Source organism: uncultured Sphingopyxis sp., assembly GCF_900078365.1.
Taxonomy (GTDB): Bacteria; Pseudomonadota; Alphaproteobacteria; order Sphingomonadales; family Sphingomonadaceae; genus Sphingopyxis.
Genome location: NZ_LT598653.1, coordinates 2287564 through 2303211, shown reverse-complemented (window position 1 = coordinate 2303211; position 15648 = coordinate 2287564). Strand labels below are relative to the sequence as shown.

12 protein-coding genes are annotated in these 15648 nt (G+C 65.5%); 8 read left to right on the top strand and 4 right to left on the bottom strand.

The window, feature by feature from the left end:
- The first annotated feature begins 223 nt into the window (after positions 1–223).
- Both QZL87_RS10595 and QZL87_RS10590 read left to right on the top strand, forming a co-directional pair.
- Complete coding sequence (locus QZL87_RS10595; RefSeq protein ID WP_295319090.1) at positions 224–418, top strand: DUF465 domain-containing protein; 195 nt, start codon at positions 224–226, stop codon at positions 416–418.
- 153 nt (positions 419–571) lie between these two features.
- Positions 572–1558 (top strand): TerC family protein, encoded by a 987-nt coding sequence (locus QZL87_RS10590; RefSeq protein ID WP_295319088.1) that lies wholly within the window; start codon positions 572–574, stop codon positions 1556–1558.
- Positions 1559–1731: 173 nt separating this feature from the next.
- Here QZL87_RS10590 and QZL87_RS10585 read toward each other — a convergent pair whose 3' ends face one another.
- Positions 1732–3324, bottom strand: a complete 1593-nt coding sequence (locus tag QZL87_RS10585; protein ID WP_295319085.1) for an isocitrate lyase — start codon at positions 3322–3324, stop codon at positions 1732–1734.
- 159 nt (positions 3325–3483) lie between these two features.
- On the opposite strand from QZL87_RS10585, the gene QZL87_RS10580 reads away from it, so the two are divergent.
- The 3 genes from QZL87_RS10580 to QZL87_RS10570 all read left to right on the top strand — a co-directional run bounded on the left by QZL87_RS10580 (position 3484) and on the right by QZL87_RS10570 (position 7554).
- The gene (locus tag QZL87_RS10580) at positions 3484–4872 is read left to right on the top strand and encodes a short-chain fatty acyl-CoA regulator family protein (RefSeq protein WP_295319083.1); all 1389 of its coding nucleotides are present in this window, start codon (positions 3484–3486) and stop codon (positions 4870–4872) included.
- A 95-nt stretch (positions 4873–4967) separates the two neighbouring features.
- Entirely contained in the window at positions 4968–6272 is a 1305-nt protein-coding gene (locus tag QZL87_RS10575; protein ID WP_295319081.1) for an HD-GYP domain-containing protein, read from the top strand.
- A gap of 217 nt (positions 6273–6489) precedes the next feature.
- On the top strand, positions 6490–7554 hold the full coding sequence (locus QZL87_RS10570; RefSeq protein ID WP_295319080.1) for a L,D-transpeptidase family protein: 1065 nt from the start codon (positions 6490–6492) through the stop codon (positions 7552–7554).
- Between the two features lie 55 nt (positions 7555–7609).
- On the opposite strand, the gene QZL87_RS10565 is transcribed toward QZL87_RS10570, so the two are convergent.
- The 3 genes from QZL87_RS10565 to QZL87_RS10555 all read right to left on the bottom strand — a co-directional run bounded on the left by QZL87_RS10565 (position 7610) and on the right by QZL87_RS10555 (position 10738).
- Entirely contained in the window at positions 7610–9436 is a 1827-nt protein-coding gene (locus QZL87_RS10565; protein WP_295319077.1) for a DUF885 family protein, read from the bottom strand.
- Between the two features lie 301 nt (positions 9437–9737).
- On the bottom strand, positions 9738–10085 hold the full coding sequence (locus QZL87_RS10560; protein WP_295319075.1) for a GntR family transcriptional regulator: 348 nt from the start codon (positions 10083–10085) through the stop codon (positions 9738–9740).
- Positions 10086–10156: 71 nt separating this feature from the next.
- Positions 10157–10738 carry a nitroreductase gene (locus QZL87_RS10555; protein WP_295319072.1) on the bottom strand — a complete coding sequence of 194 codons (582 nt, stop codon included), beginning with the start codon at positions 10736–10738 and terminating at the stop codon, positions 10157–10159.
- 183 nt (positions 10739–10921) lie between these two features.
- On the opposite strand from QZL87_RS10555, the gene QZL87_RS10550 reads away from it, so the two are divergent.
- The 3 genes from QZL87_RS10550 to QZL87_RS10540 all read left to right on the top strand — a co-directional run bounded on the left by QZL87_RS10550 (position 10922) and on the right by QZL87_RS10540 (position 15360).
- Positions 10922–12505, top strand: a complete 1584-nt coding sequence (locus tag QZL87_RS10550; protein ID WP_295319068.1) for a peptide MFS transporter — start codon at positions 10922–10924, stop codon at positions 12503–12505.
- A gap of 3 nt (positions 12506–12508) precedes the next feature.
- Complete coding sequence (locus tag QZL87_RS10545) at positions 12509–13912, top strand: amidohydrolase (protein ID WP_295319066.1); 1404 nt, start codon at positions 12509–12511, stop codon at positions 13910–13912.
- Positions 13913–14076: 164 nt separating this feature from the next.
- A complete protein-coding gene (locus QZL87_RS10540) occupies positions 14077–15360 on the top strand; it encodes an amidohydrolase family protein (RefSeq protein WP_295319063.1) in 1284 nt (427 codons plus the stop codon).
- Positions 15361–15648: the final 288 nt, after the last annotated feature.

Here is a 15648-nt window from a genome sequence, read left to right as displayed (position 1 = left end):
ATGCAGCGTGGCGCGGCGCGCGGGGACTTGCAAGCGGCGGGCGGGCTTCCTAAATAATAAGTCATGCGGGCCGGGCCCCTCTGGCGTCGGCGGGACATATCCCGCCACGTGATGTCGGACCGCATCGGGTGACACCGATGCTTGCGGCCCTTTCTCCCCCCTGTTTCGAGGGTTTCGGCATCGGCGTCACCTGCTTGATCTTGCAATCAGGAGGCCCTTTTCGATGATTTTCCATCCCAATTTCTATCGCCTGACCCAGCTCCATCGCCAGCTCGACGATGCCGAGCGGCGCGAGGCGCGCCGTCGTGGTAGCGATCCGTTCCGGCTGCTGCGGCTGAAGACGCTGAAGCTTGCGGTGAAGGAGCGGCTGGCGACGTTGACGCTGCGGCCTTCGCTGCGCCCGGCGCTCGTTCGCTAGATCGCGATAAAAAGCCGTGTGCTCCCGCGAAGGCGGGAGCCCATCTCCCGCCGGTGCAAGATGGAACCGGCCGGAGATGGGTCCCCGCCTCGGCGGGGACACGCGAATTTTTCAAACGCTTCATTCCGATCTGCATATCCAGGGACTATCATCATGGAATTTCTGTTCGCCGACTGGCTGGGCACCCCGGCCTGGTTCTGGCTTGCCTTCCTCGCGCTGGTGATTGCACTCACCGCCTTCGACCTCGGTTTCCTCAACAAGGAGAATAAGGAGATGGGGATCGGCGAGAGCTTGAAGCTCTCGGCGCTCTACATCGGCATTGCGATGGCGTTCGGCGCGTGGGTGTGGGCCGCGAAGGGCGGCGAGGCGGGGCTGCAATATTACACCGGCTTCTTCATCGAGAAGGCGCTGTCGATCGACAATATCTTCGTCATTTCGCTGATCTTCGCGACCTTCGCGATCCCGCCGCGCTTTCAGTATCGCGCTTTGCTCTGGGGCATCGTCGCGGTGATCGTGCTGCGCGGGGTCATGATCGCGGGCGGCGCGGCGCTCGTCACCGAATACGGTTGGGTGCTCTATATCTTCGCCGCCTTCCTGATCTTTACCGGCGTGAAGATGCTGTTCGCGAGCGATACGCCGATGGACGTGAAGGGCAATCCGGTCGTCAAATGGCTATCGCGGCACATTCCGCTTACGCATGAACTGCACGGCGAGAAATTCTTCGTGCGCGTGGCCGATAAGAAGTCGGGTCGGATCGTGCTGGCCGCGACGCCGCTGTTCCTTGCGCTCGTCGTGATCAACCTTGCGGACCTCGTCTTCGCGGTCGACAGCGTGCCGGCGATCTTCGCGATCACGACCGATACGTTCATCGTCTATACGTCGAACATCATGGCGATCCTCGGCCTGCGCGCGCTCTATTTCGCGCTGTCGGCAATGGTGCATCGTTTCCATTATCTCAAATATGCGCTGGCGCTGGTCCTCGTCTTCATCGGGTCGAAGATATTCGTCGCCGATTTCATCCTCGACGGCGACAAATTCCCGCCGCTCGTCAGCCTTGGCGTGACGGTCGCGCTGATCGCGGGCGGGATCATCTGGTCGCTGGTCAAGACGCGCGAGGAAGGGAGGGCTCTGCCGCACTAAGCCCATTAAACTGACGATGTACGCCAAAAATGTCCGCCGGAAGCGCAAAGGCTTCCGGCGGACAGGCTTTCCTCCCCAGGAAAGCTCGGGAGGCGCGGGACATTTGTGCAAGGCGTCCCGCGCCGAGAGGGGTGGCGCGAGGGGTTGCAACGGGGCCCCTCGCGCCGAACTCGTTACGCGGCGAACTGGTTCATCGTATTGTCCTTGCCCGCGGCCTTGAGCGCCGCTTCGCCGGCGAAATATTCCTTATGGTCGTCGCCGATGTCGCTTCCGCTCATATTCTGGTGCTTCACGCAGGCGATGCCCTGACGGATCTCCTTGCGCTGGACGCCCTTGACGTAGCCGAGCATCGCTTCATCGCCGAAATATTCCTTGGCGAGATTGTCGGTCGACAGCGCCGCCGTGTGATAGGTCGGCAGGGTGATCAGGTGGTGGAAGATGCCCGCGCGCTTCGCCGCGTCGCGCTGGAAGGTGCGGATGCGGTTGTCGGCCTCTTCCGACAGATCGGTGTCGTCATAGTCGGCGCTCATCAGCTTGGCGCGGTCATAGGCGCTGACGTCCTTGCCTTCGGCCTGCCAGCTGTCGAACACCTGCTGGCGGAAGTTGAGCGTCCAGTTGAAGCTCGGCGAGTTGTTGTAGGCGAGCTTCGCGTTGGGGACGACTTCGCGGATGCGATCGACCATGCCGGCGATCTGTTCGATGTGCGGCTTTTCGGTCTCGATCCACAAGAGGTCGGCGCCGTTCTGAAGGCTGGCGATGCAGTCCATCACGCAGCGGTCCTCGCCGGTTCCGGGGCGGAACTGATAGAGGTTCGAAGGCAGGCGCTTCGGGCGCATCAGCTTGCCGTCGCGGTTTATGAGGACGTCGCCGGGGTTGCCCGCGCCCTCGACCTCTTCGCAATCGAGGAAGCTGTTATAGCGGTCGCCGAGGTCGCCGGGCTCCTTCGAGAAGGCGATCTGCTTGGTCAGGCCCGCGCCGAGGCTGTCGGTGCGCGTCACGATGATGCCGTCCTCGACGCCAAGCTCCATGAAGGCGTAGCGGCAGGCGCGGATCTTCGCGATGAAATCCTCGTGCGGCACGGTGACCTTGCCGTCCTGGTGGCCGCACTGCTTCTCGTCCGAGACCTGGTTCTCGATCTGGAGCGCGCAGGCGCCGGCCTCGATCATCTTCTTGGCGAGGAGATAGGTCGCCTCGGCGTTGCCGAAGCCCGCGTCGATGTCGGCAATGATCGGCACGACATGCGTTTCATGATTGTCGATCGCGGCCTGAACCTGCTTCGCCTTGAGCTCGTCGCCCTCGGCGCGCGCGGCGTCGAGGTCGCGGAACAGCATGCCCAGTTCGCGCGCGTCGGCCTGACGCAGGAAGGTGTAGATTTCCTCGATCAGCGCCGGAACGCTGGTCTTTTCGTGCATCGACTGGTCGGGCAGCGGGCCGAATTCGCTGCGCAGCGCGGCGATCATCCAGCCCGAGAGATAGATGTAACGGCCCTTGACGGTGCCGAAATGCTTCTTGACCGAGATCATCTTCTGCTGCGCGATGAAGCCGTGCCAGCAGCCCAGCGACTGGGTGTAGTTGGCGGGATCGGCGTCATAGGCGGCCATGTCGGCGCGCATGATGCGCGCGGTGTAGCGGGCGATGTCGAGGCCGGTGCGGAACTTGTTCTGGGCGCGCATGCGGGCGATGCTTTCGCCGCTGATGCCGTCCCAGGTGCCGTCATAATCGCGGATGAGGCGGCCGGCCTGTGCCATGTCTTCCTGATAGCCCATCGTCTTGTCCTTCGCTCTGCCCCGTCGGGGGCGTGAAGAGGTGATGGGGTCAAATTGACGCCCGATGCGGCGAAAGGGAAAAGATTTGTCAATAATATTTGTGAAATATGGCGGTTAGGTGTAAATCGGCGTGTAAATTAGTAAAGAAAGTTACAGGTGATGGCGGAGCGGCGGGTGTTTGCGGGGCCGGCGGTGCGCAAGGTACGGCGCGAGGCGGGGATGACGCAGGCGGCGATGGCCGAGGCGCTCGATATTTCGCCGAGCTATCTCAATCTGATCGAGCATGGACAGCGGCCGCTCTCCGCCACCGTGATCGTGCGGCTGGCTGAACGCTTCGGCTTCGATGCGGCGAAGCTGGGGGCGGAGGAGGTGCCGGGCGGGCTTGCGGGCCTGCGGCGGCGGCTCGCCGATCCGCGCTTCGCCGACCTCGGTATCGGCGCGCAGGAAGTCGAGGAGTGGCTGCAGAGCGCGCCTGCGACCGCCGCGGCCTTTGCGCGGCTGTTCGATACGGCGCCCGAGGGACGCGCCGAGGCCGAAGGCGATGCGCCCGAAGTGGCCGCGGTGCGCCGGGCGATCGAGAAATGGCGCAACCATTTTCCCGACCTCGACGCGCGCGCCGAGGAACTGGCCGACGAACTGCGGCTCGCGGGCGGCGACCTGTACGGGACCATTTCGGAGCGGCTGCGCACGCGGCACCAGCTCGGCATCCGCATTTTGCCCAGCGACGTGATGCCCGACCGGCTGCGCTGGCTCGACTGGCACGCGCGGCAATTGATGCTGAACGAACTGCTCCGCCCCGCGTCGCGGACCTTCCAGGCGGCGGCGACGCTCGCGCAGATCGAGGCGAAGGGCGAGATCGATGCGCTCGTCGCGGGGGCGGAATTTGCCGAGAGCGCGGCTGCGCGGCTGTTCGAGCGCCATCTGATCCACTATTTCGCCGCGGCGCTGATGATGCCCTATGGCCGCTTCCTGCGCGCCTGCGACGCGACGGGATACGATATGCTGCTGCTCCAGCGTCGTTTCGGCGCGGGTTATGAGCAGGTCGCGCACCGGCTGACGACGCTCCAGCGCGTCGGCGCGCGGGGGCTGCCCTTTTTCATGCTGCGGATCGATCGCGCGGGGCAGGGGAGCAAGCGTTACGCGGGGGCGAGCCAGTCGCCGCTCGTCGATGGCGACGCGCGCTGCCCGCTGTGGGGCGTGCATGAGGCGTTCGCGCGGCCGGGCGAGGTGGTCGCCGATCTCGTCGAACTGGAGGACGGGTCGCGCTGGTTCACGCAGTCGCGCTCGGTCGCGGCGCCGGGGGCGACCGGCAGCGGGACGCCCGCGCGCTTCGCCGTTTGCGTCGGGGTCGATGCGAAGGTGGCGGCGCCGCTGATCGCCGCGCGCGGAATCGACCTGATGCGTAGCCCGGCAACGCCGGTCGGGCTAGGCTGCCGCCGCTGCACACGCACCGGCTGCGTGCAGCGGTCGATGCCGCCCTTGGGGCGTCCGCTGCGGTTCCGCGAGGGCGAGCGCGGGGTCAGCGCGTTCGATTTCGCGGGGGATTGAGGCCGGCGGTCCGCTACCCGGCCGCTTAAAGTGACACATGGCGTGCCGTAACCGGAGAGGTGCGTGTCTGTCAGGCGGCCGCAGTGGGACCCGAAATGCTTGTACGAATAGAACCAAAGGACGCCGAAATCGGCATGTTCGTCCACGCCTTCGAAGGGTCGTGGTTCGATCATCCCTTCTGGCGGAGCCATTTCCGCGTCGAGACCGCCGAACAGCTCCGGCGCATTCGCAATTCGGGCGTCGCGGCGCTGATGATCGATGCCGATCGCGGGCTTGCTCCGCCGGCGCATCGCGACGCGGAGAGGAACGACGATGCTCCGCGCCGCAAGCCCTCTCGACCCGGGCGGACGTCGTTGGCCGATGCCTTGAAGCCCCGGTCCCGAACGGCCTTCGCGGCGCCCGATCCCGGGGATCGCGCCGCGCCGCGTCCCCGAAGGGGCTATGCGGGCGAATGCCGCCGCGCGAAGCGGGCGATCGACCGGACGCGCGTCGCGGTGACCGAGATGTTCGAGGCGGCGCGGCTGGGCCGGGCGATCGAAGTCAGGCGCATGGTGCGCCTCGCGAGCGCGATCGGTGCGTCGATCGAGCGCGATGCCAAGGCGCTGATCAACCTCGTCCGGCTCAAGGAAAAGGACGAATATACCTATCTCCACTCGGTCGCGGTCTGCGCGCTGATGATCAATTTCGCGCGCCACCTCGAACTCGATGCGCAGGAGGTCGAGGATATGGGGGTCGCGGGGCTGCTCCACGACGTCGGCAAGGTCGCGGTCTCGGACGATATATTGAACAAGCCCGGCGCGCTGTCGAAGGGGGAGATGCGATCGGTCCGCGAGCATCCGGACGCGGGGCACCGCCTGCTCGAAAGCTCGCCCGGCACGCCCGCGCTGGCGCTCGAACTCTGCCTGCGGCACCATGAGAAGGTCGACGGCACTGGCTACCCCGGCGGGTTGAAGGGCGACGCGCTGTCGCTCGCGGCGCGGATGGGCGCGATTTGCGACGTTTATGACGCGGTGACGTCGAACCGGCCGTACAAGCGGGCGTGGACGCCGTGTGAGGCGCTGACCGAGATGCGGAAATGGGCCGGGCACTTCGATCCCGCGCTGCTCGACCGCTTCGCCGACAGTTTGGGCATCTATGCCGCCGGGACGCTGGTTCGGCTGTCGACGGGCGAGTTGGGGATCGTTGTCGGAAGCGCCGGCGAGGCGTTCGAGGACGTCGTCGTGCGCGCCTTTTTCGACTGCGACGCGCTGAGCGAAATCGAGCCCATCGACCGCGCGGTTGCGCCGTCGGCGGAGCATCCGCGGATCGTGGGCCGCGACAGCCCGGCCCTCTGGCGCTTCCTCGATTGGGAGGTTTTGCGCGGCCGCGTGCTCGCGGCAAACGTCGCGCCGGCGCTCTAGGAGCGCGACCAGTTCAGACTGACTTTCTCGTCATCCCGGCGAAGGCCGGGATCTCGCCGTCTCGACCTGACGCACCGGCGAGATCCCGGCCTTCGCCGGGATGACGATTCGGTCAAATAATCATGCGCCAGGCCGTTCGCCGCCTCTCGGTCCGTCCTCCCCGCATCCTTTCGCGCGCCGGATCGTTGATCCTGCTCGAACCTGCGAGGACAAGCATTTGAAACGCATATTCATTCTTCCGTGCCTGTTGTTGATCGCCGGCTGCAATGCGGCGCCCGAGGGCGCGGATTCGAGCCAGAAGCCCACGGTCGCGGCCGATGCCGACAGTTTGCGCTTCGAGGATGCCAAAACCGACGCGGCGCCTTTTGCCGAGCCGCCAATCCTTCGCGCGCAGGTGCTTCTCGACCGTCTTGGCTTCTCGCCCGGCGTGATCGACGGGAAGGAAGGGCAGTCCTATGTCGCGGCGCTTCGCGGTTTTCAGGAAGCACGCGGTCTCGCGGTGAACGGCAGACTCGACGCCGCAACCGAACAGGCATTGCAACAGGGGCGCACTGCCCCGGCGACGCGGATGGTCGTCATCCCCGCCGGTTTCGCGAAGGGGCCGTTCGTTCCGGCCTTCCCGAAAGACGCTGCCGAGCAGGCCAGATTGCCCGCGCTCGGCTATCGCAATCTCACCGAAGCTCTCGCCGAGCGTTTTCATACGACGCCCGAAACACTGGTCGCGCTCAACAGTCCGGCGACGCTGGTCGGCGCGGGGCGCCCCTTTCGCGTTCCGAACATCCCCGATGTCGATGTTCCCAAGACGGGTGAGGACCCGCGCGGGTGGAACGGCACGCTGGAACGGCTGGGCGTCGCGCCCGACCAGCTTGCCGCGGCAAAGATCGTCGTCGACAAGGCGGAAGGCGTGCTGAAAGTCTATGACGAGGGCGAGAAGCTCGTCGCGCAATTCCCCGCGACGATGGGCAGCCGCCGCGACCCGTTGCCGATCGGGACGTGGAAGATACAGGGCGTCAGCCGCAACCCCGACTTTCACTATAATCCCAAGCTGTTCTGGGACGTGAGCAACGACAAGGATGCGGTGATGCTGAAGCCCGGGCCGAACAGCCCGGTCGGCGTCGTGTGGATCGACCTCAACAAGCCGCATTACGGCATTCACGGAACGAGCGAGCCGCACACGATCGGACGCGCCGAAAGCCATGGCTGCGTACGGCTGACCAATTGGGACGCCGCGCGCGTCGCGCAGATGGTCAAACCCGGAACGCCGGCGATCTTCCGGAATTAGGAACAGACCCGGGCGGCGCTTCGCCCGCCGCGGCGAGCGAAGCGCCGGATATGCGTCAGGCCTTTTGCGCGGCGACCCAGCGGTCGATGACGCCCGCCAGCACCTCGATCGGCATCGCGCCCGCCGACAGGGCGGTGTCGTGGAAAGCGCGCAGGTCGAACTTGTCGCCGAGCGCGGCCTTGGCTTTCTCGCGGATCGCGACCCAGCGCGTCTGGCCGACCATATAGCTCGTCGCCTGGCCCGGCCACACGCAGTAGCGTTCGATTTCGGTCACGTTCGACCCTTCGGGCGTGCCGAGCGCGTCGTTGTAATAGGCGATCGCCTTCTCGCGGCTCCAGCGATAATGGTGGAGGCCGGTGTCGACGACGAGGCGCGCGGCGCGGAACATGTAGCTTTGCAGATAGCCGAGCTGGCCCCACGGGTCATTTTCATAGACGCCCATCTCGTCGGCGAGCTGCTCGGCATAAAGGCCCCAGCCTTCGGTGTAGACCGAGTAAGCGGGGAGGCGGCGGAGGCGCGGGATGCCCTCGGCCTCCTGCGCGAGCGCGATCTGGTGGTGATGGCCCGGCGTCGCCTCGTGATAGGTCAGCGTCGGCAGCGTCCACGACGGATTTTCGGCGGTGTCGCGCAGGTTGATATAATAGGCGCCGGGGCGCGAGCCATCGAGCGCGGGGATCTGGTAATAGCCGCCGGGGGCGCCGGCCTCGATCTCGGGCGGCACGCGGCGGATGTCGACCTTGGCCTTCGGCAGCCGGCCGAAGGCTTCGGGCAGGCGGCGCTGCATTTCCTGGATCTGTTCGTTCAATTTGGCGATCAGGTCGGCCTTGCCCTTGTCGGTGTTGGGATAGAGGAAGCGCGGATCCTTGCCGAGGGTGCGCATCCGCTCGGCGACCGTTCCCTTGGTCATCCCCTGCGCCTTGAAGATCGCGTCGGCGCGCGCGCTGAGCGCGGCCATGCGGTCGAGGCCGAGCTTGTGGACTTCTTCGGCCGACATGCCCGTCGTCGTCGCGAAGCGCAGCGCATAGGCGTAATATTCGTCGCCCTTGGGCAGCCGCCAGACGCCGGCATCGTGCGTCGCGCGCGGGCGCACGGCGGTGAGTTCGGCGGCCTGACGGCGCATCGCGGGATAGATTTTGCCTTCGATGATCGCGGCGCAGCGTGTCGCCCAGTCGCCGGGGATGCCGGCGGTCTTGGTCTTGAGGTTCTTCGTCAGGATATTGGCGTCGGGCGCGGGTTTCCAGATATTGTCGAACAGCGCGAGCGTGCGGTCGATGACGAAATCGGGCGGGATGATCCCGGCGGCGTGGTCGGCCTTGATACGGCCCGTTTCATTGTCGAGCTGGACCGCGAAATCGTTGCAGCGCGACAGATAGGCCTCGGCATCGGCGGCGTTCGCGATGCTGTGCTGGTTGACGAGGAAATCGGGGATCGAGCGATAGGTGCCGCTGAGCTGGGTGACCGGATGCGGTTCGGGCCAGCTGTGAAGGCCGTAATCGAAGGTGTCGTACGCCTTGACATAATGTTCCCACGGGCCGCGGAAGGTTTCGTAATTGACGAGATCCATACCCGAGAGTTTCGCGGGGTCGATCGTCTTCAGTTCCTTGAGGCCGGTGCGGTAAAGCTCATGGCCGCGTTCGATGCCCGCGGGCGAGCGGTCGGCGAGTTTCGCCTTCGATGCGGCGCGGTCGCCCTTGTCGAGCCCGAGCGCGGTCGCGAACTCGGGGTCCTGATCGACGAGCATGTCGTAGATGCGCTCGTAGATCGCGGTCAGCCGCGCGCCTTCGCTGCCGGGCGCGGCCGATGCCGCGCGGGCGGGCGAACGCAGGACGGCGAGCAGCGAGGACGCGGCCGCGGCGGCCAGCAGGGTACGACGTTCGAGCATGTTCGGTTCTCCGAGCGATAGAATGTGGCGCGCGCCGATCGGCACACGATCGGTGTATTGTTATAGCAAGTCACCGGCGGCGCAAGAGGCGGATGCGATTTCAGGGCGCGGAGCGATACGGATTTCGGGAAGGGGTGAAGGACAGGGCAAGTTTCGAACGCAAGCCGACCTATCTTCATCGTCACCCCGGACTCGATCCGGGGTCCATTCACGCAAAATCAGGGAAGAATGGATCCCGGATCAAGTCCGGGATGACGAAAGTGGGAAATGGCGGTTCCCCCACTCAAAACTGCCGGATGCGTCAGGCGTCGGTAAGATCGAGAAGCGTGCGCGCGTCGAGGCCGATGCGGCGCATCTGCTGCGCGACCGGGGGCCAGATATTGGCGAGGAAGTCGGCGCGCATCAGGTTGCGCAGCCGTTCGGTGGCGCCCTCGGCGACGAACATGCCCACCCCGCGCTTGACCGTGACCAGCCCTTCGTCCTGAAACGTCTGATACGCCTTCGCGACGGTCAGCGGGTTCGCGCCTTCCTCTGCGGCGAGCGAACGCACCGAAGGAAGCATGTCGCCATCGCGATAGGTGCCGTCGAGGATCGCATTGGCGATGACGTCGCGCAGACGTTGGTACACGGGTTTGGACTGATCGAGCATGCCGCCTTAATGCCATAAGACAGCAGCACAGTCAAATTGGGCTAATTACAATTCGGGTTCAAAAACTGAAACTAAATTTCCCAGCCGCGGACGACGTCATCATATTCGGGACGCGGACGCTCGTCGAGGTCGCGTGAAGCGGTGCCGAAAAAGAAATAGCCGGCAATCCGGCCGCCTTCGCCGGCGCCGAACGCTGCCGCGACCTCCGGGCTATACGCCGCCCAGCCGGTGAGCCAGCTGCCGACGAAACCATGTGCATGCGCCGCGTGGAGCAGGTTCATGCCGACCGCGCCGGCCGACAGCTGTTGTTCCCACACGGGAATCTTCGCGCCGGGGACGGGGGTCGAGATCAGCACGAGCAAGGCCGGCGCTTGATGCGCGAACTGGTCGAGCGCCGAGAGGTCCATGCCCGCCGCGCCGGGATTTTCGGCGATCCACGCCTGTTTGAGCAGCGCCGCGAAGGCGTCGCGCTGCCCGTCGGCGATCGTGACGATCCGCCACGGTGCGAGCTTGCCATGGTCGGGAGTGCGCAGCGCGAGCGCGATGATGTCATGGAGCTCCGCGGCGTCGGGGCCGGGCGCGACCATGTCGCGCGCCTTGCCCGAACGGCGGGTAGCGAGATGGGCGAGAAGCGAGGAGGCGTCGTTGAACATGGTGCGCCATGTGGGCTTTTCAGCGCCCTTGCGCAAGTGTTGCGAACGGTTCGCAACAAATTCCGGCCCGATCGCGATGGTTTCGCGCGCAATTAGATTCTTCCCATACGCAATTTTGACGCTAGTGTTACGGCCATCTGCCCCGTTTCCGGGGCCAACATCATATTCCAGGGAAGGGTCGCCATGACCAAAGCCTATGCCCAGCACGGGGATGCCGCCGGGACGTTTCTCGGCCACCCGAAGGGCCTGTTTGTCCTCTTCTTCGCCGAAATGTGGGAGCGTTTTTCCTATTACGGGATGCGGGCGCTGCTGATTTTCTACCTCACCAAGCACTGGTTGTTTTCGGACAGTGAATCGGGGGTGATCTATGGCGCCTATACGGCGCTCGTCTATATCACCCCGGTGCTCGGCGGCTATCTCGCCGACCGCTGGCTGGGGCAGCGCAAGGCGGTGGCCTATGGCGCGGTCCTGCTGACCTTCGGCCATTTCATCATGGGTTTCGAGGGCGACGGCGGGCAGGATCCGGCGAGCCTCAACATCTTCTGGCTCGCGCTCGCCTTCATCATCGTCGGCTCGGGCTTCCTGAAGGCGAACATCTCGGTGATCGTCGGCCAGCTCTATCCGCGCACCGACGTGCGCCGCGACGGCGCCTATACGATCTTCTACATGGGCATCAATCTCGGCGCCTTCCTCGGCTCGCTGCTTTGCGGCTATCTCGGTGAAGTCTATGGCTGGTCCTATGGCTTCGGAGCCGCGGGCTTCGGCATGCTGCTCGGCCTGATCGTTTTCATCTGGGGCAAGCCGCTGCTGCTCGGCCGCGGCGAGCCGGAGGATCCGGCGAAGCTGGCCGCGCCGGTGATGGGCATCAAGTTCGAATGGCTGCTCTATATCATCGGTCTCGTCGCTGTCGGCGTCTGCTGGTGGATGGTGCAGAATCAGGCGCTCGTCGGCACGCTGCTCGGCGTCGCGGGGGCAATCCTCGTCGCCTATGTGCTCTTCACCGCGGTCGTGAAGCTGCCGTCGCAGGACCGCGACCGCATCTTCGCCGCGATGTTCCTGATCCTCGGCTCGATCCTCTTCTGGGCGCTGTTCGAGCAAGCGGGCTCGTCGCTGAACCTCTTCGCCGACCGCTATGTCGACCGCGCGGGGGTTCCGGCCTCGGTCTTCCAGTCGCTCAACGCCGGCTATATCGTCCTTTTCGCGCCGCTGTTCGCCGCACTCTGGACCTGGCTCGGCCGCCGCGGGTGGGAGCCTTCGGCGCCTGCCAAATTCGGCCTCGCGATGCTCCAGCTCGGGCTCGGCTTCTTCGTGCTCAAATGGGGCGCCGAAGCCGCGGGCATGGAAAATGCGACGCCGGTGCTGTTCATCTTCCTCATCTATCTGCTCCACACGACGGGCGAGCTCTGCCTGTCGCCGGTAGGCCTGAGCGCGATGAACCGACTGGCGCCCGCGCATATGGCGTCGCTGATCATGGGCACCTGGTTCTTCGCATCGGCGACCGGCAATTTCACTGCGGGGCTGATCGCGGCGGCGACGGGGTCCGAAAAGGCGAGCGGGGAGGGCGCGGGCAAGGCGCTCGTGCTCGACGTCTATCAGACGATCGGCCTGTGGGCGGTCGGCTTCGGCGTCCTCGTGATCGTGGTGTCGCCGCTGATCAAGAAGCTGATGCACCTCGACACGCTGCGCGATGCCGAGGACCTCGCCGGACAAAATGAGCTCGCCGAGGCGCAGGCGGCCGGCGTTCATCCCGAAGCCAAGGGGGCGTAATCCATGATCAAAGGTGTGAGGGGCAGCCTGCTGGCTGCGGTGTCGCTGGCGCTCGTCGGCTGCGCGGCGACCGGCAAGGAAACCGCGTCGGCGAGCGACAAGCCCGCCGAGAAGCCCGCGAAGTTCAACAAGGATCCCTATCCGTCGACCTACAAGGGTTATCCGACGCGGCTGACGGTCGTGAAGGGCGTCACCATCTTCGACGGCGAGGGCGGGCGGATCGACAATGGGTCGATCGTGATGTCGAGCGGCAAGGTGGACCGGATCGGCGGGCCCGATATGGAATTGCCGACCGACGCCGATGTGATCGACGGCACCGGCAAGTTCCTCACCCCCGGGATCATCGATATTCACAGCCACCTCGGCGATTATCCCAGTCCCAGCGTCGACGCGCATTCGGACGGCAATGAGGCGACGTCGCCGACGACGCCCGAAGTCTGGTCCGAACATAGCGTGTGGCCGCAGGACCCGGGGTTCAGCCGCGCGCTCGCCAACGGCGGCGTGACGAGCCTGCAGATATTGCCGGGCAGCGCCAACCTGATGGGCGGGCGCTCGATCACGCTCAAGAACGTCCCGTCGCGTACGGTGCAGGGCATGAAATTTCCTGGCGCGCCCTATGGCCTGAAAATGGCGTGCGGGGAGAATCCGAAGCGCGTTTACGGGAACAAGGGCCGCGCGCCTTCGACCCGCATGGGCAATTTCGCGGTCAATCGCGCGACCTGGGCGAAAGCGGTCGCGTACAAGAAGAAGCTCGACGACGGCAAGGCGGTCGACCGCGACCTCGCGATGGAAACGCTCGCGGGCGTGCTTGCGGGCGATATTCTCGTCCACAATCACTGCTACCGCGCCGACGAGATGGCGCTCGTTATCGATATGTCGAAGGAATTCGGCTACAAGGTGTCGACCTTCCACCACGCGGTCGAGGCGTACAAGATCGCCGACATCCTCGCGAAGGAGGGCATCTGCTCGGCGATGTGGGCCGACTGGTGGGGCTTCAAGATGGAAGCCTATGACTCGGTGCCGGAGAATATTCCGCTCGTCTATAATGCCGGCGCCTGCACGATCGTCCATTCGGACGATGCGAACCAGATCCAGCGGCTGAACCAGGAAGCCGCCAAGGCGCGCGCCGCGGGGCGCCGTATCGGCATCGACGTCAGCGACGAAGTGGCGTGGACCTGGCTGTCCTACAATCCGGCGAAGGCATTGGGCATCGCCGACCGGACCGGCAGCCTGAAGCCCGGCAAGATGGCCGACGTCGTGCTGTGGAACGGCAATCCGTTCAGCGCCTATACGCGCCCCGAAAAGGTGTGGATCGACGGCGCGCTGATGTTCGACGCCAAGGATCCGAAGCGGCGGCCGGTGAGCGATTTCGAGCTGGGCCAGCCCGGCGAAGGAGATGTGAAATGAGTGCTCTCCCGAACCTCCTTTCCATTCTCTCCCGTGCCCCTGCGAAGGCAGGGGCCCATCTCCGGTCCTGTCGATATGAAACGAACGGTGGTGAACCGATGAGAGCACAGGTGATAGGCCCCTGCCTTCGCAGGGGCACGGTGCAAGCGGGATTGGGAAGCGTATTGGCGGCCGTCCTGGCGCTCACCGCTCCCGCCGCGGCGCAGGACGTCGCGATCACCAATGCGAAGCTCGTCATCGGCGACGGCAGCACGCCGATCGAGGGCGGCACCGTCGTCGTGCGCGGCGGCAAGGTCGTCGCGGCGGGCGCGGGCGTCGCGGTTCCCGCGGGTATCGAGCGCGTCGATGCCGAGGGCCATTATGTGACGCCGGGCATTGTCGCGGCGTTCAGCCGCGTCGGGCTGGTCGAGGTCGATGCGGTAAGCGGCACCAACGACCGCTCGGCGCCGCGCACGCGCTTTTCGGCGGGGCTCGACATCGCCCCCGCGCTCAATCCGATGGGCTCGCCGGTCGCGGTCAACCGCGCGGCGGGGGTGACGCGCGCGATTGTCGCGCCGGGCGGCAGCAGCAATTTGTTCGCCGGGCAGGGCGCGGTGGTCGATCTGGCCGACGATATGGACATGGTGACGCGCCCGCGCGCGCTGCAATATGTCGCGTTCGGTGAGGATGGCGCGTCGAAGGCGGGGGGCAGCCGCGCGGCGACGTTCCTCCTCTTCCGCGAGCAACTGCTCGCGGCGCGCAGCTATGCGCGCAACCCCGCGGCGCTCGCCGAGTGGGGTAATGATGCGATGATCCAGCGCGCCGACGCCGACGCGCTCGTGCGCGTGATCGACGGAACGACGCCGCTGTTCGTGCGCGTCGATCGCGCGGTCGACATCGTCAATGTGCTGAAGCTGAAGAGCGAATTTCCCGCGCTGAAGCTCGTACTCGTCGGCGCGACCGAAGGCTGGCTCGTCGCGCGCGAGATCGCGGCGGCGAAGGTGCCGGTGCTCGTCTCGCCGCTCACCGACCTGCCGTCGAGCTTCGAACAACTCGGCGCGACGCAATCGAACGCGGGGCGGCTCAAGGCCGCGGGCGTCGATGTGTCGGTCGGCGTGTTCGACGACGATGACGCACACAAGATGGGCTATGTCACGCAATATGCGGGCAATCTCGTCGGCCTGACGCGCGTGCCGGGGGCGAGTGGGCTGAGCTGGGATCAAGCCTTCGCTTCGATCAGCAGCGTGCCCGCGCGCGCGGTGGGCATGGAGGCCAGCATCGGATCGCTACGCCCGGGCCGCGCCGGCGACGTCGTGATCTGGGACAATGATCCGCTCGAGCTCGGCAGCCGTCCGACCGCGGTGTGGATCGACGGCAAGGCGCAGTCGCTGACGACGCGGCAGGATCGCCTGCGCGACCGGTATCGGACGCCGCAGGAAGGCGCGTTGCCTAACGCATACGACTGGTAGGAGAGGGCAGGCGTTTCATCGTCTGCCTTCCCCTGCATCGGTGGTGACGTAGTTTGTCCTTGAAAGGTTCATTCCCTTCCTCGTCACCCCGGACTTGATCCGGGGTCCCGCTTGTCACCCTCGCTGAGCGGGACCCCGGATCAAGTCCGGGGTGACGAAGAAAAGCAAATCATGCCTTGCCTTTCAAACCAGGTCACCATTCCCGCACCCTCTATGTTGACACTGTTACCTTTGTCGCGGATGATGTCGGCGAAACTGCTTCGAGTCGTCGCTGGGCAGGGCGGTCGA

Coding starts and splice junctions, on each gene's coding strand:
- QZL87_RS10565 (WP_295319077.1), bottom strand. CDS start 9,436: ATGCTCGAACGTCGTACCCTGCTGGCCGCCGCGGCCGCGTCCTCGCTG.
- QZL87_RS10575 (WP_295319081.1), top strand. CDS start 4,968: ATGCTTGTACGAATAGAACCAAAGGACGCCGAAATCGGCATGTTCGTC.
- QZL87_RS10545 (WP_295319066.1), top strand. CDS start 12,509: ATGATCAAAGGTGTGAGGGGCAGCCTGCTGGCTGCGGTGTCGCTGGCG.
- QZL87_RS10595 (WP_295319090.1), top strand. CDS start 224: ATGATTTTCCATCCCAATTTCTATCGCCTGACCCAGCTCCATCGCCAG.
- QZL87_RS10580 (WP_295319083.1), top strand. CDS start 3,484: ATGGCGGAGCGGCGGGTGTTTGCGGGGCCGGCGGTGCGCAAGGTACGG.
- QZL87_RS10585 (WP_295319085.1), bottom strand. CDS start 3,324: ATGGGCTATCAGGAAGACATGGCACAGGCCGGCCGCCTCATCCGCGAT.
- QZL87_RS10560 (WP_295319075.1), bottom strand. CDS start 10,085: ATGCTCGATCAGTCCAAACCCGTGTACCAACGTCTGCGCGACGTCATC.
- QZL87_RS10555 (WP_295319072.1), bottom strand. CDS start 10,738: ATGTTCAACGACGCCTCCTCGCTTCTCGCCCATCTCGCTACCCGCCGT.
- QZL87_RS10590 (WP_295319088.1), top strand. CDS start 572: ATGGAATTTCTGTTCGCCGACTGGCTGGGCACCCCGGCCTGGTTCTGG.
- QZL87_RS10550 (WP_295319068.1), top strand. CDS start 10,922: ATGACCAAAGCCTATGCCCAGCACGGGGATGCCGCCGGGACGTTTCTC.